The organism is Mesorhizobium sp. B2-4-13, from assembly GCF_006658535.1.
GTDB lineage: Bacteria > Pseudomonadota > Alphaproteobacteria > Rhizobiales > Rhizobiaceae > Mesorhizobium > Mesorhizobium australicum.
The window spans coordinates 479,743-502,113 of the sequence record NZ_VFVB01000004.1; the positions used below are offsets into that span (position 1 = coordinate 479,743).

22 protein-coding genes are annotated in these 22,371 nt (G+C 62.5%); 15 read left to right on the plus strand and 7 right to left on the minus strand.

The genetic code is table 11. The features are described 5' to 3' along the window. Positions 1-147: 147 nt before the first annotated feature. The 3 genes from FJ936_RS14210 to FJ936_RS14220 all read left to right on the plus strand — a co-directional run bounded on the left by FJ936_RS14210 (position 148) and on the right by FJ936_RS14220 (position 2,844). Positions 148-1,137, plus strand: a complete 990-nt coding sequence (locus FJ936_RS14210; RefSeq protein ID WP_181763136.1) for an AraC family transcriptional regulator — start codon at positions 148-150, stop codon at positions 1,135-1,137. 59 nt (positions 1,138-1,196) lie between these two features. Then, positions 1,197-2,405, plus strand: coding sequence for an MFS transporter (locus FJ936_RS14215; protein WP_141906697.1), 1,209 nt, complete (start codon positions 1,197-1,199; stop codon positions 2,403-2,405). Positions 2,406-2,577: 172 nt separating this feature from the next. Next, positions 2,578-2,844, plus strand: coding sequence for a hypothetical protein (locus FJ936_RS14220; protein ID WP_141906698.1), 267 nt, complete (start codon positions 2,578-2,580; stop codon positions 2,842-2,844). Between the two features lie 135 nt (positions 2,845-2,979). Here FJ936_RS14220 and FJ936_RS14225 read toward each other — a convergent pair whose 3' ends face one another. From FJ936_RS14225 to FJ936_RS14240, 4 genes are all read right to left on the minus strand, one after another. Beyond that, entirely contained in the window at positions 2,980-3,531 is a 552-nt protein-coding gene (locus FJ936_RS14225; RefSeq protein ID WP_015317684.1) for a hypothetical protein, read from the minus strand. Positions 3,532-3,654: 123 nt separating this feature from the next. After that, entirely contained in the window at positions 3,655-4,740 is a 1,086-nt protein-coding gene (locus FJ936_RS14230) for a TIGR01620 family protein (RefSeq protein WP_140726824.1), read from the minus strand. Next, positions 4,737-6,215, minus strand: coding sequence for a YcjX family protein (locus FJ936_RS14235; protein ID WP_140726827.1), 1,479 nt, complete (start codon positions 6,213-6,215; stop codon positions 4,737-4,739). Before FJ936_RS14235 ends, FJ936_RS14230 begins: the two co-directional genes overlap by 4 nt. A gap of 76 nt (positions 6,216-6,291) precedes the next feature. Then, positions 6,292-6,795 (minus strand): histidine phosphatase family protein, encoded by a 504-nt coding sequence (locus FJ936_RS14240; RefSeq protein WP_140792590.1) that lies wholly within the window; start codon positions 6,793-6,795, stop codon positions 6,292-6,294. 274 nt (positions 6,796-7,069) lie between these two features. Between FJ936_RS14240 and dksA the strand changes: the two genes are divergently transcribed. Then, positions 7,070-7,486: an RNA polymerase-binding protein DksA gene (gene dksA, locus FJ936_RS14245; RefSeq protein ID WP_140792588.1), complete on the plus strand. Its 417-nt coding sequence runs from the start codon at positions 7,070-7,072 to the stop codon at positions 7,484-7,486. Positions 7,487-7,634: 148 nt separating this feature from the next. Here dksA and FJ936_RS14250 read toward each other — a convergent pair whose 3' ends face one another. Next, positions 7,635-8,387 carry a flagellar biosynthetic protein FliO gene (locus tag FJ936_RS14250; RefSeq protein WP_140616290.1) on the minus strand — a complete coding sequence of 251 codons (753 nt, stop codon included), beginning with the start codon at positions 8,385-8,387 and terminating at the stop codon, positions 7,635-7,637. Between the two features lie 328 nt (positions 8,388-8,715). Here FJ936_RS14250 and FJ936_RS14255 point away from each other — a divergent pair, with 328 nt between their 5' ends. Together FJ936_RS14255 and FJ936_RS14260 are read left to right on the plus strand one after the other, a co-directional pair. After that, positions 8,716-11,292, plus strand: a complete 2,577-nt coding sequence (locus FJ936_RS14255; protein ID WP_140792596.1) for an ATP-binding protein — start codon at positions 8,716-8,718, stop codon at positions 11,290-11,292. Positions 11,293-11,378: 86 nt separating this feature from the next. After that, positions 11,379-12,092, plus strand: a complete 714-nt coding sequence (locus tag FJ936_RS14260; protein WP_140792586.1) for a DeoD-type purine-nucleoside phosphorylase — start codon at positions 11,379-11,381, stop codon at positions 12,090-12,092. Here the strand turns inward: FJ936_RS14260 and FJ936_RS14265 are convergent. Further along, positions 12,089-12,388: a ribbon-helix-helix domain-containing protein gene (locus FJ936_RS14265; protein ID WP_015317692.1), complete on the minus strand. Its 300-nt coding sequence runs from the start codon at positions 12,386-12,388 to the stop codon at positions 12,089-12,091. The two genes, FJ936_RS14260 and FJ936_RS14265, sit on opposite strands and share 4 nt — an antisense overlap. A gap of 245 nt (positions 12,389-12,633) precedes the next feature. On the opposite strand from FJ936_RS14265, the gene FJ936_RS14270 reads away from it, so the two are divergent. From FJ936_RS14270 to FJ936_RS14280, 3 genes are all read left to right on the plus strand, one after another. After that, the gene (locus FJ936_RS14270) at positions 12,634-13,029 is read left to right on the plus strand and encodes a VOC family protein (protein ID WP_140664242.1); all 396 of its coding nucleotides are present in this window, start codon (positions 12,634-12,636) and stop codon (positions 13,027-13,029) included. Positions 13,030-13,107: 78 nt separating this feature from the next. Then, positions 13,108-13,638 (plus strand): hypothetical protein, encoded by a 531-nt coding sequence (locus FJ936_RS14275; protein ID WP_015317694.1) that lies wholly within the window; start codon positions 13,108-13,110, stop codon positions 13,636-13,638. A 46-nt stretch (positions 13,639-13,684) separates the two neighbouring features. After that, the gene (locus tag FJ936_RS14280) at positions 13,685-15,256 is read left to right on the plus strand and encodes a GMC family oxidoreductase (protein WP_140792584.1); all 1,572 of its coding nucleotides are present in this window, start codon (positions 13,685-13,687) and stop codon (positions 15,254-15,256) included. A gap of 158 nt (positions 15,257-15,414) precedes the next feature. Here the strand turns inward: FJ936_RS14280 and FJ936_RS14285 are convergent, their stop codons facing one another. Then, a complete protein-coding gene (locus tag FJ936_RS14285) occupies positions 15,415-15,822 on the minus strand; it encodes a hypothetical protein (protein WP_140664236.1) in 408 nt (135 codons plus the stop codon). 344 nt (positions 15,823-16,166) lie between these two features. Here FJ936_RS14285 and urtA point away from each other — a divergent pair, with 344 nt between their 5' ends. The 6 genes from urtA (at position 16,167) to FJ936_RS14315 (ending at position 22,362) form a co-directional block, all read left to right on the plus strand. Further along, positions 16,167-17,447 carry an urea ABC transporter substrate-binding protein gene (urtA, locus tag FJ936_RS14290; protein ID WP_224528120.1) on the plus strand — a complete coding sequence of 427 codons (1,281 nt, stop codon included), beginning with the start codon at positions 16,167-16,169 and terminating at the stop codon, positions 17,445-17,447. Between the two features lie 110 nt (positions 17,448-17,557). Further along, the gene (gene urtB, locus FJ936_RS14295; protein ID WP_140792581.1) at positions 17,558-19,174 is read left to right on the plus strand and encodes an urea ABC transporter permease subunit UrtB; all 1,617 of its coding nucleotides are present in this window, start codon (positions 17,558-17,560) and stop codon (positions 19,172-19,174) included. Then, positions 19,171-20,406: an urea ABC transporter permease subunit UrtC gene (gene urtC / locus FJ936_RS14300; protein WP_140792579.1), complete on the plus strand. Its 1,236-nt coding sequence runs from the start codon at positions 19,171-19,173 to the stop codon at positions 20,404-20,406. Before urtB ends, urtC begins: the two co-directional genes overlap by 4 nt. 6 nt (positions 20,407-20,412) lie before the next feature. Continuing rightward, entirely contained in the window at positions 20,413-21,159 is a 747-nt protein-coding gene (gene urtD, locus FJ936_RS14305) for an urea ABC transporter ATP-binding protein UrtD (protein ID WP_140792577.1), read from the plus strand. A 69-nt stretch (positions 21,160-21,228) separates the two neighbouring features. After that, positions 21,229-21,924, plus strand: coding sequence for an urea ABC transporter ATP-binding subunit UrtE (urtE, locus tag FJ936_RS14310; RefSeq protein ID WP_015317701.1), 696 nt, complete (start codon positions 21,229-21,231; stop codon positions 21,922-21,924). Positions 21,925-22,185: 261 nt separating this feature from the next. After that, the gene (locus FJ936_RS14315; RefSeq protein WP_010909636.1) at positions 22,186-22,362 is read left to right on the plus strand and encodes a hypothetical protein; all 177 of its coding nucleotides are present in this window, start codon (positions 22,186-22,188) and stop codon (positions 22,360-22,362) included. Positions 22,363-22,371 lie beyond the last annotated feature (9 nt).

Consider the following 22,371-nt stretch of genomic DNA (forward strand, 5'->3'; position numbering starts at 1 on the left):
TGTCGTATAGCACTCCTTGCATGCAGTGGGAGCGGGAGGCAAGGGCGGGAAGCCTGCCAGGAAAGGTAGGGTGCTGTCGGTGCGACTCCCCCGGTGGAACAACGGTCTCCGCTTGTCTGCGGGACGTTCGGCATCTATATCAGCTGCATGCTTGACCGTTCGTCCCAGTCGTCTTCGCCGTCCCATATCCCGATGGACGCGCTTAGCGAAGTCCTGCAGGACTTTCGCCTGAGTGGCGTCAACTATGGCCGCTGCGAGCTCCGACATCCATGGAGCATAGAATTTCCGCGACAATCGCTGCTTCGTTTCCACTTTGTCGGCCAGGGTCCATGCTGGATTCATACCGAAGCGCAGGGCTGGCAAGAGTTGCGCGATGGCGATCTGGTGCTGCTGCCGCAGGGCATTGCCCATCGGCTGGCGAGTGCGCCGGACGTGGTGGGCGACTCGCTCGAGGGCTGCCAGGTGATCAAGTTAGGGGGCAATGTCTGCGAAGTGGTGCGGGAAGGAACGGGCGCGACAAGCACCCTTTTCTGCGGCTCCATGGCCTTGAACTCCTGTGCGCTCAATCCATTGATCACGTTGATGCCGCCTGTCATCAAGGGTTGCGACGTGGCCGGCAATGACCCGGTCGTTGGTCCTTTGCTGGCGGCCATGACGATGGAGGCCGCACAACCGCAGATGGGCAGCGCCACCATCTTGTCGCGTATGGCGGATTTGCTGACAGCCCGGCTCATCCGCTGTTGGGTCAATTGCAACGGAGCCTCGACCACAGGTTGGCTCGCAGCCATCCGCGACCCCCATATCGGCCGCGCCCTGGCAGCCATGCATCGAGACCCCGGCCACGACTGGACGCTGGGAAGCCTTGCAAGCGTGGCAGGCCAATCGCGATCGATTTTTGCCGCGCGTTTCAGCGCAGTGTTGGGCGAGGGTGCCGCACGCTATCTCGCTCGCCTGCGCATGCAGCTTGCCCGCGAGTTGTTGGGGCAGAGCGGTTTGTCGGTTGCCGAGGTCGCTACCCGTTTGGGCTATGATTCCGAGGCATCCTTCGCTCGCGCGTTCAAGCGCATCACCAATGTCTCGCCGGGCATTGTGCGTCGCACAAATCCCGGACGAATAGACATGAATTTCGGATTTTAAGATACATATCATCCGACAGGACTCGTCTATGAAGATCTCCAAACTTTGGAGATCTTCCCGTGACAGACACAACATTACAGCTTGAAGACGCCGCGATTGGCCTTGATGCCGACACGCCGGCCGCGTGGAGTGCAGCCACCTGGTTTGCGGTCATTTCACTGGCGGCCACCAGCTTTGCCCTGGTGTCAGCCGAATTCCTGCCCGCAGGCCTGCTGACGCCAATGGCGCGCGATCTCGGTATCAGTGAGGGAACGGCCGGACAGGTCGTCACCGCCACCGCTTCCGTCGGCGCCGTGACGGCCATGTTGAGCAATGTTCTTATCGGCCGACTGAACCGCAAGACGGTGCTGGTCGGTCTCATGGCTTTGGCGGTGGCTTCCAATATTCTTGCGGCGCTGGCACCCAATTTCTGGCTGTTGTTGTTGGGCCGGGCCGGGCTGGGGATTGCTCTCAGCGCTTTCTGGGCACTTTCGGTTGCCGTCGTGGCGAGGCTGGTCGGCGTCAATGCGACAGGCCGGGGCATGGCTATCGTTACCCTCGGCGTCTCGCTCGCCACCATTGCCGCGCCGTCCTTGGGGGCGTTGATCAGCGACTGGCTGGGATGGCGCAGCGCCATGGCCATGACAGCGGGGCTGGCCGTATTGGCCATGTTGGCGCAGTTGCTCAGCCTGCCGACCTTGCCGGCGACAACAAGCAACAGTCTTGCAGACGTGTTTCGGCTTACACGGCGGCGCGGCATTCAAATCGGCATGCTGGCCATTGTCTTGCTGATGACGGGGCATTTTGCTGGTTCTGTCTATGTGCGCCCCTTCCTCGAACACGTCACGCTGCTTGCAACCGGTCCAATCGCCCTGGCTCTGCTTGGGTTTGGCATCGCCGCTGTGATCGGCAACATTGCCGGCGGCCGCATGGCCGATGCCAATATTCACATGGCTCTCGTGGTCACCGCGGCGTTAATGGCGGTTGCGGCGCTGGCCTTGGTGCTTTGGGGCGTGCACATTGGCGTTGCCTTCGGATTCGTCACGCTTTGGGGCTTCGCCTTCGGCATGGGGCCGGTGGTGCTGCCAACCAATCTCTCGCGTGCGGCACCTGACGCGCTGGAAGCAGCGGGCAGCCTGATGGTCGTCTCTTTCCAGGTTGCCATCACGATCGGCGCGGTTGTCGGTGGCTATGTCGTGGACACCTATGGTGCCACGGCGCCGTTGACCGTTACGGCCATCCTTGCTGCATCGACAGCTGTGCTCGCTCTGCTGCAGCCTCGCGGTTGAACTTTGCTCCAGCTGACATCGAACTCGAACCGCCGCAATGTTGCAGGCTCTTTACACAAGTTTACGCCATGGGCGCGTTGCTTGTTGCCGCAATCGAAGGCTAAGCACGCTCGGCTTCGGCCATTGGGGGTGAGCGGCGATCAAGTCGCACCCTTTTGAGGAGATGACTGACATGAAGAAGTTTTTGCTCGTTGCCGCCGGGCTGGCGGTGCTTGCCGGCTCGGCCTGTTCGAAGGCGCCGGAATGCACGACCGAGATCGCGACCAAGAAGGCGCAGGACATGGCCGCCGCGCTGCAGGAGGCGATCACCAAGGATCCGTCCACGGCGGCTGACCTGACCGCCAAGGTTCAGGCGGTGACGACCAAGTATCAGGGTTCCACGACCCTGGCCGATGCCTGCAAGGCGTATGACGAGCTGACCAAGGCGATCAAGGGCTGACGCCTGGTTCGTCCGTTTCCAAGGAGGCGGTGGCGATGGGCCGCCGCCTCTTTGTTTTGTGGGGTGTATTCGAAAATCCCAGGAAAAGTGTTTTTCCGTCCGGAATAGCGTAAAGAAATAGAGGCGAGGGTGCGCTCAGTTCGGCGCGATGGAGCCGACTTCCACGGCATCGACGCGCTTCAGGCTCATGCCGATGACGGGCACCAACTGGTCCTGAACGCGCACGGCAACCGTTACGGTCATGGAATTGTCGTCGGGAATGCGGGCCTGCATCACACCGCGCAATTGGTTGCGGTTGATGGTGAAGACCACCTTGTGGGCGTCGACGACGTTGCCGCCGATGATGTCGAGGCCGGCGCCGGCAGCGCCACCCATGAAGGAACCCTTGTAGTCGCGGCCCTTGCGCTCGATCTTGGCCGACATGGGCTGGGTGAACATGCCGACCCGGCAACCGCCGTCCAGTGTCATGCCCATCTTGCCGTCCGGCGTGGAGCCGGTGAAGCTGCAGTTGAATTTCGTGCCCTTGTATTTGCCGGCGACGATTTCGCCCGGGCCAACCCATTTGCCTTCGGCCGACTGGAAAAACTGCTTGTCCGGTTCCGTGGCAGAGGCCGCCGAGGCAATGCCGACGACAGCTGTGATCACCGCCGCCAGGGGCAGGACGCTGGACAGAATTACGCTTTTCATCGACGACACCCGGCAACAACGAGGCTATTTGAAACCGGTTCGACCATGAAGAAGATTGGTTAATGCTTCGTCACCGCGGGCCCTCGAAACAGCAGTCCGATCATCGTCCCGAAGAGCTGGACGCTATTTGCCGGAGCCGGCTGTTTCGGCGTCTTTCTTGGCTGCGAACGACGTCAATGCGGCGAGGAAATCGCCCAGCCCCGGGCGCCTGGCAGCGCTGAAGGGCAGGGGACGCGCCGTCTCCATCGCGGCGATACCGATGCGCGCCGTCATCATGCCGTTGACGACGCCTTCGCCCAGCTTTGCCGAGAGGCGGGCCGCCAGGCCGTGGCCGACGATCTGCTGGACGAAACTGTCGCCGATGGCGATCGAACCGGTGACCGCCAGATGCGCCAGTACGCTGCGCGCCAGGCGGAAGAAACCCAGCGTTCCGGGCCGTCCGCCATAGAGTTCCGACAGCCGGCGGATGAGGCGCCCGGCCTCGAACACGACATAAGCGACATCGACCAGCGCGCGCGGGCTCACCGCCGTCACCAGCGAGACCCGCTTCGCGGCCTCGAGAATCATCACCTTGGCCCTGACATCAAGGGGGCCGAGGATTTCCGCCTCCCCCAGGCGCACCAGATTGGCGCCGTCGATAATCTCGCCGCGCAATTCAGCCAGCGCGCGCCGGCCGGCAGCGGTCTCGGGTTTGGCCGCGACAAAGGCCGACAACTCGTCGACCACCGCGCGTGCCGCCTTCGGATCGTCGCGCGCGATGGCATCGAGCGCGCGCTTCTGCAGCTTTTCGACCTCGGCGAGGCGGGCGATGGCCAGGAACTCGCGAATCAGGATTACCAGCAGCGCCAGCAGCGCAATCGCCGCCATCCCGGCGGCCAGCCAGCCCAGCCATTCGGCGCGGGCAAAGAGATCGCGTATCAACTGGTCGGTCCACAGGCCGACAGCCAGCGAAACCAGCACGCCGAAGGCGCCGAAGAAGATGCTGCCGAGAACCGAGCGCCTTCTGGGGGCGACCGATGGCGGCGGCTCGGCGGCAATAGCGTCCGGTTCGTCGAAAACGTCGACCTCCGCCGGGATGACCAGCGCCACATCGGCCTTCATGGAGCGCGGTCTGCGCGACGGTTCGGTCTGGCGGGCTTGTGGCGCGTCTTGTTTCGGCGCGGCTTCCGGCTCGATGCGGAATGCCGCCGGTTTGCGGGGCGCGGTCATGCCAGATGGTCTCCGATCAGGAACTGCAAGGCGCGGTCGAGCCTGATATGGGGCAGCGACAGCGTGACACCTTCGGCCGTGCGTTCGAGTTTCGGCGGACGGAACCGGACGAAGCGGATTGCCGGGTCCGTGGAGTCCTGCCTGTGATCCGGCCCCGAAAGATCGAAAACAGCATCAATGTTCTCCGGTAAATCACCAGGAAATATAGCTGTTTCCGTCTTTCCGTCGAATGTTTCACCATCGATCTTCTCGCCGGCGATCGGCGTGCCGATGATAACAGGCAATGTTTCGCGACCCTGTTTGACGGTGCCTTCGCGGGTGGCGCGCACCGCCGCCATGGCGACGACGTCGACATCGGCGCCGGTGAAATTCGCCCGCGCCACGGCGCGGTCGGCAAGGCGCCGCACGATCGCCTGCAACCGGTCATGGCTTTCGTGGTGCAGATGATCGGCCTTGGTCGCCGCGACCAGGATGCGGTCGATACGCCGGGAGAAAAGGTCGGTAATGAAGCTGCCCCGGCCGGGGCGAAAACAGCTGAGGATCTCGGTGACGGCGCGCTCCAGGTCGGCCATGGCACCAGGCCCGGCGTTCAGCGCCTGCATGGCGTCGATGAGCACGATCTGGCGGTCCAGGCGCGTGATGTGCTCGCGGAAGAACGGTTTGACGACATGCGTCTTGTAGGCCTCGTAGCGCCGTTCCATCATGGCGTGCAACGAGCCGTTGCGCGCGCGCCTGTCGCCCAGGCCGGCCAGCGGCGCGAAAGTCAGCGCGGGCGAGCCTTCGAGATCGCCGGGCATCAGGAAACGGCCGGGCGGCAAGGTCGAAAGCGCCCGTTCGTCGAGCTTGCATGCCTTGAGATAGGCGGCGAAGCTTTCAGCCAGCCGGCGCGCCGTCATTTCCTCGGCGTCGGCATTCGGGTCGATTTCCGCCGAGATCGCTCGCCAGGCCAGCGAAAGGTCCTCGCGCACCGGTAGCGTGGCCATTTCGAGGGCTTCGCGCGAAAAATCGGCGAAGGATTTGCCGAGCAGCGGCAGGTCGAGCAGCCATTCGCCGGGGTAATCGACGATGTCGACCGACAGCTTGCCCGACGAGAACATGCGGTTCCAGCCGGAGGCCGATTCATATTCGATCGTCAGCCGCAGTTCCGAAATGGCGCGGGTCGAGTCCGGCCAGACGCGATCGTTGACCAAAGCGGCGATGTGGTCCTCATATTGAAAACGCGGCACGGCGTCGTCGGGCTGCTGTTCGAGGAAGGCGCGCGCGATCCGCCCCGATTTCTGCGCCTCGAACAGCGGCAGACGTCCGCCGTGGATCAGATTGTGGACGAGGGCAGAGATGAAGACGGTCTTGCCGGCGCGGGAGAGACCCGTGACACCCAGACGCAGCGATGGAGAAAAAAGTCCGGTGGCACGTCCCGACAATGTGTCGAGGGCAATTCTTGCCTCGTCGGTGAAGGTGGTCAGCGATGATGCCAAAACATGATCTCTCGGGCTTGCGTCCGCCCGATATAGGCGCTGGAACCCGGCTTTGAAATGGCGCTGGAAATCGGCATCAGGGATCTGCCGGTGTCAGGAACGCTTCGAGATAACCCGCTCCCTGGGTCGCTTTCGCCAGATCGCCGGGGAAACGGACGACCGCGAGGCCCGTGGTTGGAAAGCCGTGATTGAGCATTGCCCGCTCCGGCTCGCCGCCATCGCCCGAAACCGCCATGGCGAGATCCTCCGTCATCGGGTTGTGGCCTATGACCAGCAATGAACCGGGGCCGCCATGATCTCGGACGAGGCGGAGATAGCAGGCCGCGTCCTCGCTGTAGAGCGCGTCGAAAAACAGCACCTTGCCTGTGTCGGTCTGGCCGGCCAGACCCTCGAGGGTTTCCCTGGCGCGTTTGGCGTTGGAGCACAGCGTCAGGTCCGGCACATAGGAGCGGGAACGCATCGCGGTTCCGATTTTTTCGGCATCGGCGCGGCCGGATGCGTCCAACGGACGATCGAAATCACGCATGCCCGGCAAGGCCCAGCCGGCCTTGGCGTGTCGCAACAGATAAAGCCTGCTCACCCAACCTCCAACGGTGCCCGAGAGCTGAAGTCCTGCCGCGATTAGCCACGAGAAAAGCCGCACGCACAATGGTACGCGTGCTTCAGCACGGCGAATCACTTGCACGCGATGGGCGAGGATCGTCGTACTTTCGCCATCAAAACAGATTTATGCCGCTCCGGAGAAGGCTGGAGACGCACTTTAACAATTGCGTGAGTCGGTGGCTGATTGCGCTTGTGCAGGCGTCTGGTGGCGAATATATAGGCGCCAAATTTGGGGCTGTTGGGTGAGTCGAATGAACGACATCGTTACCGCCGATTACATACCCTCCGAAGACGAGCCGTTCATGAACGAACGGCAGAAATCCTACTTCCGCCAGAAGCTCGTCACCTGGAAAAATGACATCTTGCGCGAGGCGCGCGAAACCCTCGAAATCCTGCAGCAGGAAAACGCCAACCATCCCGACCTCGCCGACCGCGCCTCTTCGGAAACCGACCGCGCCATCGAGCTCAGGGCCCGCGACCGTCAGCGGAAACTCATCTCGAAGATCGATTCGGCGCTGCAGCGCATCGATGAAGGCACTTACGGCTATTGCGAAGAAACCGGTGAGCCGATCGCCTTGAAGCGGCTCGACGCGCGCCCGATCGCCACCTTGTCGATCGAAGCGCAAGAACGGCATGAGCGCCGTGAAAAAGTCTATCGCGACGACTGATAGATCGCCTTTGCATTGATTTCCAAATGGCCGGTTATCCGGCCATTTCTGTTCGATGCGTGCCACCTTCGACAGATTTGAACGCGCTTGAACGCCGGCCAGCCTAGTCACTGGCAGGCGACAGTTCATCTCTTGACTCAGGCGCAGTTCATCTCTTTTGGCTTGAAAGTTCGCCCAACAGCCTGGTCATTTCATCGTCGAGCGACGGCGGCGCCTTGGCTGCCGGTTTGCCCACCGGGCCGCCGGAGCGGGGCTGGTCGAGTGAAACTTCGAGTTCCTTCATCAGCGTGTCGTCGATGCTGTCCTGCGTCGGCGGTGGCGGCGTGTGCCTGGCGGCATTGGCGTTGGCGGAGCCATAGGCAGGCAGCGGCGTGACATTGGTCGATTGATAGGTTTGCGCCGCTGGTTTCGGTGCGGGCGCCGGAGCCGGTGGTGGCGCCGCCGGACGCTGGCGGGCAGGCTGTGCCATGGCCACCGGCTGCGGAGCGGGTGCTTGTCTCGGAGGCACGGGAGCGGGCTGCGGCGACCGAGGCTTCGCAGCCGGGGCGGCGGCCGCCGGGACAGGCTGCAGGCCGCCATCTCCGGTCAACGCCGGACGGCGCGGCGCGGCGAGGCGGATGTCGCGTTCGACAACGACGTCGGTCGGGCCGCCGATCAGAAGCAGATGTTCGATGTCGTCGCGTCGCACCAGCACCAGTCGGCGATGGCTGTCGACGGCGGTTGCGTCCATGACGGCGAGCCGCGTCTTGCGGTTGCGGCCGCCGGCGACAAACGTGCCGAAGGTCAGGTTGCGCACGAGCCTGACGATGACGAGAACGATGACCAGCAGGATCAGCGCCGCGAAGGTCCACAGGAGTGCCGCCGCATAACCGGGACCCGCCACGCTATCCAGCCACTGCATTGGTTTCCCCCGAACGGTTTGGAAAGTGACGCGACACTAGACCGTTGCGACTGGCTACCGCAAGTTGCCTTTCACGCATCGTGAACAGCCTGAAACACAGCGAAGGCCAGCCGACAGCATTTTTATCCGACATTTGCCGCCCGGGCCTTTTCCAGACCAGGAGAATGTGATTCAACCGGCTAAAGCGCGTCGCGCTGAAACGGATTCATGCGGCGCGTTTCAGGTCCGTGTTTTTCATGCATGTCGTTTTCCCAAAACCGAAGTCATTTTTGGGCGACATGCATTGGGGGCGGGTGTCGGAACATCGGATTTCATGAGCAGGGGGCATATGGCCAAGGAAGCGCGCGGCGATTTCTATCCGGCACCGATCGTCGACCAGAATACGCGACCGGGCGCGGTCACCCGGCTTATCATCTTCATCGTCGTCCTGACGGGCGCCGCAATCGTCTTCGGCCTTTTCCGCGAGCGCCTCGGCGATCCGTTCCTGCTCGGCATGCTCGGCGTGCTGGCGATGATCGGTGTCGGCTTCCTGTTCGCGACCGCGATCGGCTTCGTGCAGATCACACCGCGCTCGACGGGCGACGAACTGTCCAAGGCCTTCGTCGATTCGATGTCGCAGGGCCTGCTGGTCACGGACACCAAGGGTCGCGTCGTCTACGCCAACCGCGCCTATGCCGATATGACCGGCGCCTCATCGGCCGCCGACCTGAAGACGGTCGAAGGATTGCTCTCCGATGTCCCCGAAGCCTCTGTGACCATTTACCGGCTGGCGTCCGGCTTGCGTGACGGGCAGCCGGGCGACGGCGAGTTCCGGCTCGCGCAATCGATCCGGCCCGGCGCCGAACCGGGGGCGCGCTGGTACCGGGCACGCGCCCGCGCGTTCAGCGTTCCGGGCCAGCGGCTGCCGATGCTGGCCTGGCAGCTCGCCGACATTTCGCAAGAGCGGGCCGAGCAGGAGCGTTTCTTCCTCGATCTGCAGAAGGCAATCGACCACCTCGACCACGCGCCGGCCGGCTTCTTTTCGGCCGACCAGGACGGCCGCGTCACCTACATCAACGCCACGCTCGCCGGATGGCTGGGCATCGATCTCGCCAGCTTCACCCCCGGTGCCGTCGCCTTGCCCGATATTGTTGCCGGCGACGGCATGGCGCTGGTGCGCTCCGTCAAGGCGGACCCCGGGACGACGCGCAATGCGGTCATCGATCTCGACTTGACGACGATGACCGGCGAGGCGCTGCCGGTGCGCTTCATGCATCGCGTTTCGGCCAGCCGTGAGGGCGTCGGCGGGCCAACCCGCACCATCGTGCTCAACCGCACACAGGGCGAGGATGCCTCGGCCGACCTGCGCGCCTCGGAAGTGCGCTTCACCCGCTTCTTCAACTCGACGCCGATGGCGATTGCCGGTGTCGATGCCAGCGGGCGCATCCTGCGCACCAACGCACCGTTCCTGTCGCTGTTTTCCTCGGTGGTCGACCGCGATGCCGTGGATCGCCGCGTGCGGCTCGACACGGTGATCCATGACCGCGACCGGCCGGCCTTTGCCGCGGCTTTCGAGAAAGCCCGGCAGCGGCAGGCCGACATCGATCCGATCGAGACCGTGCTGCCCGGCAATGATGAGCGGCATATCCGTTTCTACGTCAACGCCGTGGCCGATGGCACCGGCGGCGAAGGAGCCGAGGAAGCGGCCATCGTCTACGCCGTCGAGACGACCGAGCAGAAGGCGCTCGAAGGGCAGATGGCGCAAAGCCAGAAGATGCAGGCCGTCGGCCAGCTCGCCGGTGGCATCGCGCACGACTTCAACAATGTGCTGACCGCCATCATCATGGCGTCCGACCTGCTTTTGACCAATCACCGGCCGTCGGATCCGTCCTTCCCCGACATCATGAACATCAAGCAGAACGCCAATCGCGCGGCCTCCCTGGTCAGGCAGTTGCTGGCCTTCTCGCGCAAGCAGACGCTGCGGCCGGAAGTGCTGAACCTCACCGACGTGCTCGCCGATCTCAGGATGCTGCTTGCCCGGCTGGTCGGCAACGACATCAAGCTCAAGGTCGACCACGGCCGCGACCTGTGGCCGGTCAAGGTCGATATCGGGCAGTTCGAGCAAGTGGTGGTCAACCTGGCGGTCAACGCGCGCGACGCGATGCCGGCGGGCGGCGATCTCACCGTGCGCACCCGCAACGTGCCCGCCGAGGAATGCAAGACCTTTCCCTATCGCGAACTCGCGGCCGCCGACTATGTGGTGGTTGAAGTCGAGGATACGGGTTCAGGCATCGCGCCCGACGTGCTGAAGAAGATCTTCGAGCCGTTCTTCACCACCAAGGAGGTCGGCAAGGGCACGGGCCTTGGCCTGTCCATGGTCTACGGCATCATCAAGCAGACCGGCGGTTTCATTTTCTGCGATTCCGAAGTCGGCAAGGGGTCCACCTTCCGCATCTTCCTGCCGCGTCACATCGTGGAAGCGAAAACGGCAGCCGAAGCCGGTGAAGCGCCGGCGGCAGCGGCAGTCAAACCGGCCGATAGCACCAAGGATCTGTCCGGGTCGGCGACGGTCCTGCTGGTCGAGGATGAGGATGCCGTGCGCATGGGCGGCATGCGGGCACTGACTTCGCGCGGCTATACCGTTCACGAGGCATCCTCGGGCGTCGAGGCGCTGGAAGTGTTCGAAGCGCTGGGCGGCAAGGTCGACATCGTCGTTTCCGACGTGGTGATGCCGGAAATGGACGGGCCGACCCTGCTCGGAGAGTTGCGCAAACGCCAGCCGGACATCAAGTTCGTTTTCGTCTCCGGCTATGCCGAGGACGCTTTCGCCAGGAACCTGCCGGCGGAGGCGCATTTCGGCTTCCTGCCAAAGCCGTTCTCGCTCAAGCAACTGGCCACGATCGTCAAGGATGTCCTTGAATCCTAGGTGCTTCCAATGCCGCGCTCTTGCACAACGCCGTAACAACGCCATGATTGTTGAAAATACAGCACGCGGGCTTGGGGGAGCGGCCGTTGACGCCACACATCGAGGCAGGCAAGGGCGATTACGCCGACACGGTTTTGTTGCCGGGCGACCCGCAGCGCGCGGAGTGGATGGCGCAGACATTCCTGGACGCGCCGCGCTGCGTCAATCGCCGACGCGGCGCTCTCGGCTTTACCGGCTTGTTTCGCGGCAAGCCCGTCAGCATTCAGGCGACGGGCATCGGCGTTTCATCCTTCCTGATCTACGCCCATGAACTGCTTGACTTTTATGGCGTCCGAACACTGATCCGCACCGGTACCTGCGGCAGCCTGAGCGCCGAGGCAAAGCTGCGCAGCCTTGTGATCTCGCAATCGGCACGGCCTGAAAATACCGAGAGCGGTCGAGTTTTTGGCCTTTACGTAGCCGATGTTGGCCCGGATCCGGCGCTGCTGGCTAGCGCATTGAGCAAGGCAGCCGCACTTGGCATCGACCACCACGCCGGCCTGACAGCCTGCACCGATATATTCTACCATCCTGAAGCGCGTGCCCGTTATGCCGACGCAAGGGCGCTCGGGGCGCTGGCGGTAGACATGGAAACCAGCGCTCTCTATCGCATATCGGCCCATTTCGGCGCGAGGGCGTTGTCGCTGCTGACCGTCGTCGACAATCTGCTTACCGGCGAACAGACCGACTATTCCGAACGCCAGGCGCTTTTCACCGACATGAGCCGGCTCGCGCTCGAAGTCGCCACGGAAGGGCGCTAGGCGGCCTCTCGCTTCAACACCTCCTCCATGGATGGTCGGTGGCCGCGTAGATAGAGTGCGCAAGTGGTGCGCAGCATCGACGCGAAATTAGGGATCTCGCCGTTGATCTCGATGGCTTCGTCGTAGAGCTTCGAGATGAATTTCGGCGTCGTCAGGTTCTGGCTTTCGGCGATTTCGTCGAGCAAGGCCCAGAACGTGACCTCGAGCTGGATGCTCGTCGAATGTCCGTCAATGCGGATCGACCGGTTGATCTGACGATAGCCTTCCGGATCCTGTGCGGCAAAGACTCTGCACATCGTTACCTCCCGTTTTTGTTGGTCTTGGGCGCCGACGGGGCGGTCGGTGCCTTTTGAACACTGCCTGCGGTTTCATCATCGACCGGAAGGTCGTCAACGGCAATCAGACTTTCGTCCTTGGCAGACTTTCGTCCTTGGGGTGGCATATCCGTTTTTCCAATCCCATGCGTGGTAGTCGGCTGCCACCACCTTTCTTCGCCGGCGCGCATAATCATCTTCGAAAGCACGAAGCTGCGGAGTCTGATTTGGCGAAGGCAATCCACACCATGATCCGGGTTCTCGACGAAGCCCGCTCCATCGATTTCTACACCAAGGCATTCGGCCTTGAGGTCGCCCAACGACTGGACTTCGAGACCTTCACGCTGGTCTACCTCAGCAATGCCGATGCGCCTTTCGAGGTTGAGTTGACCGTCAACAAGGGGCGCGCGGAGCCCTATGCGCTGGGCGACGGCTATGGTCACCTCGCGGTCTCGGTCGCCGATCTCGACAGCGAACATGATCGGCTCGGCGCACTCGGCCTCAATCCGAAGAAGATTGTCGAATTCAGCCGCGACGGGTCGCTCATCGCCCGCTTCTTCTTCATCGAGGACCCCGACGGCTACAAGGTCGAGGTCCTGCAGCGCGGAGGGCGCTTCCAATAGGGACAACCGGCCGCGCGGACCGGCGCGGCGCCAGCAACGGCACTCTTTCGAGTGCGAACAGCAAGCAGGGAGGAAAACATGGTCACGATCCACGAGGGGAAGCCCGGGCTTTCACGGCGCGAACTTCTCAAACGCGGCGGCGTCGGCGCGCTGCTCGTCATTTCCGGCAGCGCCGTCATCAGTCCGCAACATGCCTGGGGGCTGGAAACCTCGGCTCTGAAGCCCGAGACAATGGCGACGCTGATCCAGCTGGCGCGCGATATCTACCCGCATGACCAAGTCCCTGACAAATATTACGCCGTCGCGGTCAAGGGCCATGATGAGATGGCCGCCAAGGACAAGGCTCACAAGGAGCTTATCGAAAACGGGATCGCCGATCTCGACAAGAGAGCCGGCGAGGGCGGTTATCGCGGGCTCGGCTGGGAAGAGCAGCGGGTCGCGCTGCTCAGGGACATTGAGGGTACGGCCTTCTTCCAGGCGGTTCGCGGCGGTCTTGTCGTCAGCCTCTACAACCAGAAGGAGGTCTGGCCGATCTTCGGCTACGAGGGCGAATCCTATTCCAAGGGCGGCTACATCGCGCGGGGATTCAGCGACATCGAGTGGCTCTGACCCGCTTCGCCTCAACCGCATTCAATTGATTTCATGGGAGGAAACCATGGCAGCAGCATTTGATCTGAAAAACGACGGCGTGGTCGTCATCATCGGCTCCGGCGCCGGCGGCGGCACGCTCGGCAACGAGCTGGCGCAGAAGGGCATCGACGTCGTCATTCTCGAGGCCGGTGCCCGCCACGAATATGAGGACTTCATCAACGACGAGTGGGATTCGTTCGCTCAGCTCGCCTGGACGCACAAGCGCACCACATCCGGCGATTGGCGCGTGGCCAAGGATTTTCCCAACCTTCCGGCCTGGATCGTCAAGTCGGTCGGCGGCTCGACCACGCACTGGGCGGGCGCATCGCTGCGCTTCCAGGAGCATGAGTTCAAGACGCTGTCGACCTACGGCAAGCTGGAAGGCGCCAACCTTTTGGATTGGCCGGTGACGCTGGCCGAGATGGAGCCCTACTACGCCAAGGCGGAAGCCAAGATGGGCGTCACCGGCACCAATGGCTGGCCGCGCCTGCCGGGCAACAACAATTTCAAGGTGCTGAAGGCCGGCGCCGACAAGCTCGGCTACAAGGAATGCCATACCGGCAACATGGCGATCAACTCGGTGGAGCGCGACGACCGCAATTCCTGCCAGCAGACCGGCTTCTGCTTCCAGGGCTGCAAATGGGGCGCCAAATGGTCGACGCTCTATACCGAAATCCCGAAGGGCGAGGCGACCGGCCACCTCGAGGTCCGGCCGAACGCCATGGCGATCAAGATCAACCATGACGCCTCTGGAAAGGTCACCGGCGTCGTCTATGCCGACAAGGACGGCAAGCTGCAGGAGCAGAAGGCCCGCATCGTGGCGGTCGCTGGCAATTCGATCGAGAGCCCGCGCCTGCTGCTCAATTCCGAATCAGCCAAGTTCCCGCATGGCCTTGCCAACTCGTCGGGGCAGGTGGGCAAGAACTACATGCGGCATACCACGGGATCGGTCTATGCCATCTTCGACAAGCCAGTGCACATGTATCGCGGCACAACCATGGCCGGCATCATCCGTGATGAGGCGCGCCATGATCCGTCACGCGGTTTTGTCGGCGGTTACGAGTTCGAGACGCTGTCGCTCGGCCTGCCATTCATGGCTGCCTTCCTGAACCCTGGCGGCTGGGGGCGTTCCTTCACCACCGCGCTCGACCACTACGACCACATGGCCGGCCTGTGGATCGTCGGTGAGGACATGCCGCGCGAGGAGAACCGCATCACGCTGCATGGCGACGAGAAGGACGAGCACGGCATGCCGATCGCCGATGTGCATTTCGACGACCATGCCAACGACACGGCAATGCGCAATCATGCCTACAAGCAGGCCACGGCGCTTTACGATGCGGTCGGCGCCACACGCACTTTCCCGACGCCACCCTATCCCTCGACGCACAATCTCGGCACCAACCGGATGAGCGAGAAGGCCGCCGACGGCGTCGTCAACAAGCATGGCCAGGCACACGACATCAAGAACCTGTTCGTGTCGGACGGCAGCCAGTTCACGACGGGTGCGGCCGAAAACCCGACCCTGACCATCGTGTCGCTGGCGATCCGCCAGGCCGACTATATCGCCGCGCAGATGTCGGCGAAAACCATCTGACCTCCCGACTGCCTGCTGGCGCGGAACTTGACCAGTTCCGCGCCTTTTTTTCATGGCCTCAGGCGCGCCGACCGGCTGGCGGTCCTTCGGCAACATCCAGATGAGATGAGAAGACGGGCAGGGTTGGAGACCGGGGCGGTGTCATTGCCAGGGAAGATCTATTGATTGCTTCCCCTGGTGCAGGTCGTGGCGGTGAAGGCGCCGTCGGGCTGCTTCATGATGATGTCGAAGGAGGGCGGACTCTGGCCGTCCAGCGTTGCCTGGGTGAGCGAGAGCGAGTTGCCGCCGGTGGTGTAACCGCCAACTGGTCCCAGCCAGGAGATCACGCCGTTTGCATCCATCTGGTAGTTGTAGCCCTGCTGCGCGGTCCCGAACGTGACCGGGCCGCTATAGACGTTTCCCTTGATGGTGATGTCGCCGAGGTTGAGGAACATGCCGAGCAGGTAGGCCTCGCAGTGATAGATGCCGTCGGGCATCCTGCCGTCGCTGAAGTCGGCTCGGGCCGCTCCGGTTGCCGCCGCCAGAGCCACTATGCCGATGAATATGCGTGAAATGGCTGATGTCATGATGCCGTCCGCTTGAACGACCAAGCTTGCCCTACTTTTGCGCCGCGCCGCAACATTTGCCGTCGGCGGTCTGCCTTCGAGATCAAAATATAGGCATCTAAAGAAAATGGGCGAAACTTAGGCATATGCCTTGTGCATTGCGCAAATTTCCCTCAGTCAATTTTTAACCGGCTCTCTTTGTTTCGTTCAATCTAATATAGCAACGCACTGATAACATGTATCTATTTTGCGCTTTTCCGCATGCCTTCAGCGGTTGGCACGGGGGTTGCATTGCATAGTCGCGGTGCAATCAAACCAGCTTGGGAGTCTTCCGCATGAGGGGTAATTTCTCGACAATAGCAAAAATGTTCTCGGCGAGCGTAGTTGCCGCCGGCCTGGTGATGTCTGCTCCGGCCAGGGCCGCCGATGATACGATCAAGGTCGGCATTCTTCATTCGCTGTCGGGCACGATGGCGATTTCGGAGACGACGCTGAAGGACGCCATGCTGATGCTCATCGACGAGCAGAACGCCAAGGGCGGCCTGCTCGGCAAGAAGCTCGAAGCGGTCGTCGTCGATCCGGCTTCCAACTGGCCGCTGTTCGCCGAAAAGGCGCGTGAGCTGATCTCGAAGGACAAGGTCGCCGCGGTGTTCGGCTGCTGGACCTCGGTGTCGCGCAAGTCGGTGCTGCCGGTGTTCTCCGAACTCGACAATATTCTGTTCTATCCGGTCCAGTATGAGGGCGAGGAAAGCGAGCGCAATGTCTTCTACACGGGTGCCGCGCCGAACCAGCAGGCCATTCCGGCCGTCGATTACCTGATGAGCGAGGACGGCGGTTCGGTGAAGCGCTGGGTGCTCGAAGGCACCGACTACGTCTATCCGCGCACCACCAACAAGATCCTTGAGGCCTATCTGAAGGCCAAGGGCGTCGCGGCCGAAGATATCATGGTCAACTATACGCCGTTCGGCTTCTCCGACTGGCAGACCGAAGTCTCGGCGATCAAGAAATTCGGCTCGGCCGGCAAGAAGACCGCCGTCGTCTCGACCGTCAATGGCGATGCCAACGTGCCGTTCTACAAGGAACTCGGCAACCAGGGCATCAAGGCCGAGGACATCCCGGTCATGGCCTTCTCGGTCGGCGAGGAAGAGCTGGCCGGTCTCGACACCGCGCCGCTGGTCGGCCATCTCGCCGCCTGGAACTATTTCGAGAGCGTCGATACGCCCGAGAACAAGAAGTTCATCGCCGACTGGCACAAGTTCATCAAGAGCGACAAGCGCACCACCAACGACCCGATGGAAGCCCATTATATCGGCTTCAACATGTGGGTGAAGGCGGTCGAGAAGGCCGGCACCACCGATCCGGACAAGGTCATCGACGCCATGATCGGCGTTTCTGTGCCAAACCTGACCGGCGGCTACTCGACGATGATGCCGAACCATCACATCACCAAGCCGGTGCTGATCGGCGAAATCCAGGCCGACGGCCAGTTCGAAACGGTTTCGCGCACGCCGGGCCTGGTGATGGGCGACGAATGGTCCGACTACCTGCCGGACTCCAAGGATTTGATCTCCGATTGGCGCAAGCCGCTGTCGTGCGGCAACTTCAACGTTGCCACCGGCAAGTGCGGCGGCAAGGGCACAAACTGATCCTCCCCGGGCTGGGCCTTCATGCCAAGCCCAAGACCGCACGCGTCCGGACGGTTTCCTCCACTGTCCGGACGCGCCCATTTCAAACCTTCAAGGGTTAACTCAAGCCGATGACCTTGATCCGCACGATTGGCCTGACGCTGTTGTTCCTGCTGGCGGCACTGTCGTCGTCGGGCGCAGGCGAAGCCGATCTGCGCGCCATCATCGCCAAGTTCGCGACCGCCAAGGGCTTTTCCGAGACCGGAGCCGTCGTGCATGACCTCGCCGCCACCGGCGATCCCTTGGTCGAACACCCGCTTTCGGCACTCGCCGACGGCAACCTCTATATCCGCAAAGCGGATTCCCTGGTCTTCGTCGGCAAGGAAACCGGCGAAAGCGTCCAGCTTTTCGATCCGCTCAGCAGCGAAGCATCCGGCGAGGCGGCCAAGGACGACGTCGTCAAGATCAAGGTCAACAACACGCTGCGCCGCGTCATCCGCGATGCGCTCGGCACGCTGACGCTTGGCGCCAAGGATCCGGCGGTGCGGCTGGCCGCCGCCGGCACCATGTTCAAGACGCCCGACGCAGCCAACATCGAGCCACTCGACACGGCTGTCGCCAGCGAGACCGTGGCCAGCGTCAAGGCTCTGCTCGAACAGGCCCGCGCGGCCTCGGTGCTTGTTTCCGATAGGCCCGAGGCCGACAAACTCGCCGCGGTCGCCCTGATCGGCGCGCGTGGCGACCGCGACGCGGTTTCGCTGCTCACTTCGGTCGAGGCCAGTGCCTCCGGCGCGGTCAAGGATGCGGCGACGGCAGCGATCGCCAACATCAATTCGACGCTGGCCTTGTGGGATGCCGGACAGAACATCTGGTACGGGATTTCGCTGGGTTCGGTGCTGCTGCTGGCAGCGATCGGGCTTGCCATCACCTTCGGCGTCATGGGCGTCATCAACATGGCGCATGGCGAGATGGTGATGCTTGGCGCCTATACGACCTTCGTCGTCCAGCAGGTGATCCGGACGTCCTTTCCCGGCTTGTTCGACTGGTCGCTGGTGATCGCGCTGCCGCTCGCCTTCCTGGTCGCGGCATTCGTCGGTCTCATCATCGAGCGCGGCGTGATCCGGTTCCTCTACGGCCGGCCGCTGGAGACGCTGCTGGCAACCTGGGGCGTCTCGCTCATCCTGCAGCAGGCGGTGCGCTCGATCTTCGGACCGACCAACCAGGAGGTCGGCAATCCGTCCTGGATGTCCGGCTCCTTCGACGTCGGACAACTGGCCATCACCTGGAACCGGCTGTGGATTCTGGTGTTCGCGCTCACGGTATTCGGCATGTTGCTCTATGTGATGAAGCGCACGCCTTGGGGGCTGCAGATGCGCGCCGTCACCGCCAACCGGCGCATGGCCGCCTCGATGGGCATCAGGACGCCCTGGGTCGACGCGCTGACCTTCGCGCTGGGATCCGGCATTGCCGGTATCGCCGGCGTCGCGCTCAGCCAGATCGACAATGTCTCGCCCAATCTTGGTCGCGGCTACATCATCGACAGCTTCATGGTGGTCGTCTTCGGCGGTGTCGGCAATCTCTGGGGTACATTGGTCGGCGCCTTTTCGCTCGGCATCGTCAACAAGGTTCTCGAGCCCTATGCCGGCGCGGTGCTCGGCAAGATCGTCGTGCTGGTGCTGATCATCCTGTTCATCCAGAAGCGCCCGCGAGGCCTGTTCGCGCTCAAGGGCAGGGCGGTGGAAGCATGATATCGCGACGCTTCTTTGCCGCCGGCGCGGACCGCCGCATCGCCATCACCATCTTCATCCTGCTGGCGGTGGCTATAATCGTGCCGGTGCTTAACCTGGCCGTCTCGCCGACAAGCGCCTTCTACATTCCGTCCTACATCGTGGCGCTGACCGGCAAATATCTCTGCTATGCGATGCTGGCGCTTTCGCTCGATCTGGTCTGGGGCTATTGCGGCATCCTTTCGCTCGGCCACGGCGCCTTCTTCGCGCTCGGCGGCTACGCGATGGGAATGTATCTGATGCGCCAGATCGGCTCGCGCGGCGTCTACGGCAACCCGATCCTGCCCGATTTCATGGTGTTCCTGAACTACAAGGAATTGCCCTGGTTCTGGACCGGTTTCGACCATTTCTGGTTCGCCGCCATCATGGTGCTGGCGGTGCCCGGCCTGCTTGCCTTCATCTTCGGCTGGTTCGCCTTCCGCAGCCGCGTCACCGGTGTCTACCTCTCCATCATCACCCAGGCGATGACCTATGCGCTGCTGCTTGCCTTCTTCCGCAACGACATGGGTTTCGGAGGCAATAACGGCCTGACCGATTTCAAGGATATTCTGGGCTTCAACGTGCAGGCCGATACCACCCGTTCGGCACTGTTCGCGGCCAGCGCGGTGATGCTGGCACTCGCCGTTTTCATCACCTGGGCGATCGTCGGCTCCAAATACGGCAAGCTGCTGATGGCCGTGCGCGACGCCGAGAGCCGCACGCGCTTCCTCGGCTGGCGGGCGGAGAACGTAAAGCTGTTCGCTTTTACCGTTTCGGCCGTCATGGCAGGCATTGCCGGCGCGCTCTACGTGCCGCAGGTCGGCATTATCAATCCAGGCGAATTCGAGCCGGCCAATTCGATCGAGGTGGTGATCTGGGCGGCGGTCGGCGGCCGCGGCACCATTGTCGGGCCGATCATCGGCGCGTTGCTGGTCAATGCCGGCAAATCCTGGTTCACCGGCGTGCTGCCGGAATTCTGGCTGTTCGCGCTCGGGGGCCTGTTCGTCGCCGTCACCTTGCTCCTGCCCAAGGGCATCATCGGCATGTGGGACAGCTGGCGCGGCAATGCCAGGGCGCTGCGCGTGGCGTCCCTGGCTGAAGAAGCCGGCGCCGAGGTTGGCATCGCGTCCGCGACCTCGAAGCCCGCTCGCTCGCCGGCGAGAAACCCAGGCGAGTGGTCCTGGTCCGACCCCGAACCGCAGGCGGCGGAGTAAGCGACCATGAGCAAATCCAACACCATCCTCTATCTCGACGGCGTCTCTGTGTCCTTCGACGGCTTTCGCGCCATCAACAATCTGTCCCTGGTGCTCGACAAGGGCGAGATGCGCGCCATCATCGGCCCCAACGGCGCCGGCAAGACGACGATGATGGACATCGTCACCGGCAAGACGAGGCCGGATGAAGGCGAAGTGTTCTTCGACGGCCAGGTGGACCTGACCAGGCATGACGAAGCCGAGATAGCCATGATGGGCATCGGCCGCAAATTCCAGAAGCCGACCGTTTTCGAAAGCCACACGATCGAAGAAAACCTGATGCTGGCGCTGAAGGGGCCGCGTTCGATCTTCCCGGCGCTGTTCCATCGCCAATCGCCCGCCGAGGCGCGGCAGATCGATGACATCCTTGGCATCATCCGGTTGGGCGACAAGCGCCGCGAACTCGCCGCCAATCTCAGCCACGGCCAGAAACAATGGCTCGAGATCGGCATGCTGCTGGCGCAGGACCCGAAGCTGCTTCTGGTCGACGAGCCGGTGGCCGGCATGACCGATGCCGAGACCGAGGAAACCGCGCGGCTGCTCAAGGAAATTGCCCGCGACCATTCGGTGGTCGTCGTCGAGCACGACATGCATTTCGTGCGCGAGCTCGGGGTCAAGGTCACCTGCCTGCATGAGGGCTCGGTGCTGTCGGAAGGCATGCTCGATTTCGTGTCGGCCGACGAGCGCGTCGTCGAAGTCTATCTGGGGAGATGAGCATGGTCTGGCGGGTGCAATTCCATCACTTCGACATGTCGTTTCTTCGGTTCTGGAGAAGGCGCTGACATGCTCGAGGTTTCCAATGCCACGCTGCACTACGGCGCCGCCCAGGCGTTGCGCGGGGTGTCGCTGAAGGCGGGTGCGGGCAAAATCACCTGCGTGCTCGGCCGCAACGGCGTCGGCAAGACCAGTTTGATGAGATCGATCGTCGGCCATAACCGGCTGACGAGCGGAAGCGTTGCCTTCGAGGGGAAGGCGCTCGACCGGAGCGCGGCGTATGACCGCGCCCGGTCGGGCATCGCATTCGTGCCGCAGGGCAGGGAGATCTTTCCGCTGCTCAGCGTGCGGGAAAATCTTGAATCCGGCTTCGCGCCCTTGAAGCGTGCCGACCGCAACGTGCCGGCGCACGTCTTCGAGCTGTTTCCGGTGCTGAAGCAGATGCTTGGCCGCCGTGGCGGCGATCTTTCCGGCGGCCAGCAACAGCAGCTCGCCATCGGCAGGGCACTCGTGATGCGGCCGAAGCTGCTGGTGCTCGACGAGCCGACCGAAGGCATCCAGCCCTCTGTCATCAAGGATATCGGCCGCGCCATACGCTATCTGCGCGACCAGGCCGGCATTGCGGTGCTGCTGGTCGAACAGTATCTCGATTTCTGCCGCGAACTCGCCGACGAGGTCAACATCATGGATCGCGGCCAGATCGTCCACACCGGCCCAGCGGAAGATTTAGACCGGGCTGACGTCCGCAAATTCCTCACGGTCTAGAATCGGCGCCAGACTTCATTGAAGATTTGAAGTTATTGGCAAGACCAATATTTCCTACATCCATCATCTGCGTCTCTGGCACATGCAATATCGCATGGTAGTGTTTCCGTGGCTTTGTGAGTCGGCCGTTTCCGTATCAGTCTGGTTATCGCAGATCGCGGCGCGGCAAAGGCCCTGCAAGTTCCACGCAAGCAAGGCTTCCTAGCTTCCCGATCTGATTGTCGTTCAAACGCGTTTGGGCACACAGGCTAAGGGACAGCCATGGAACGTTACGTCGAAGACTACCAGAAGCGGCGGCTTACCGAACGCGTCGACATCATCGCCGCCATCAACATTCTGAGGTCACAGGGCTGTGAGTACGACGACCTGATCGAGGAGATCACCAAGGTCTTCTATGTCGATCTCGATACCTTCAATGAAATCGTCATGGCGGCCTAATGCATGTCG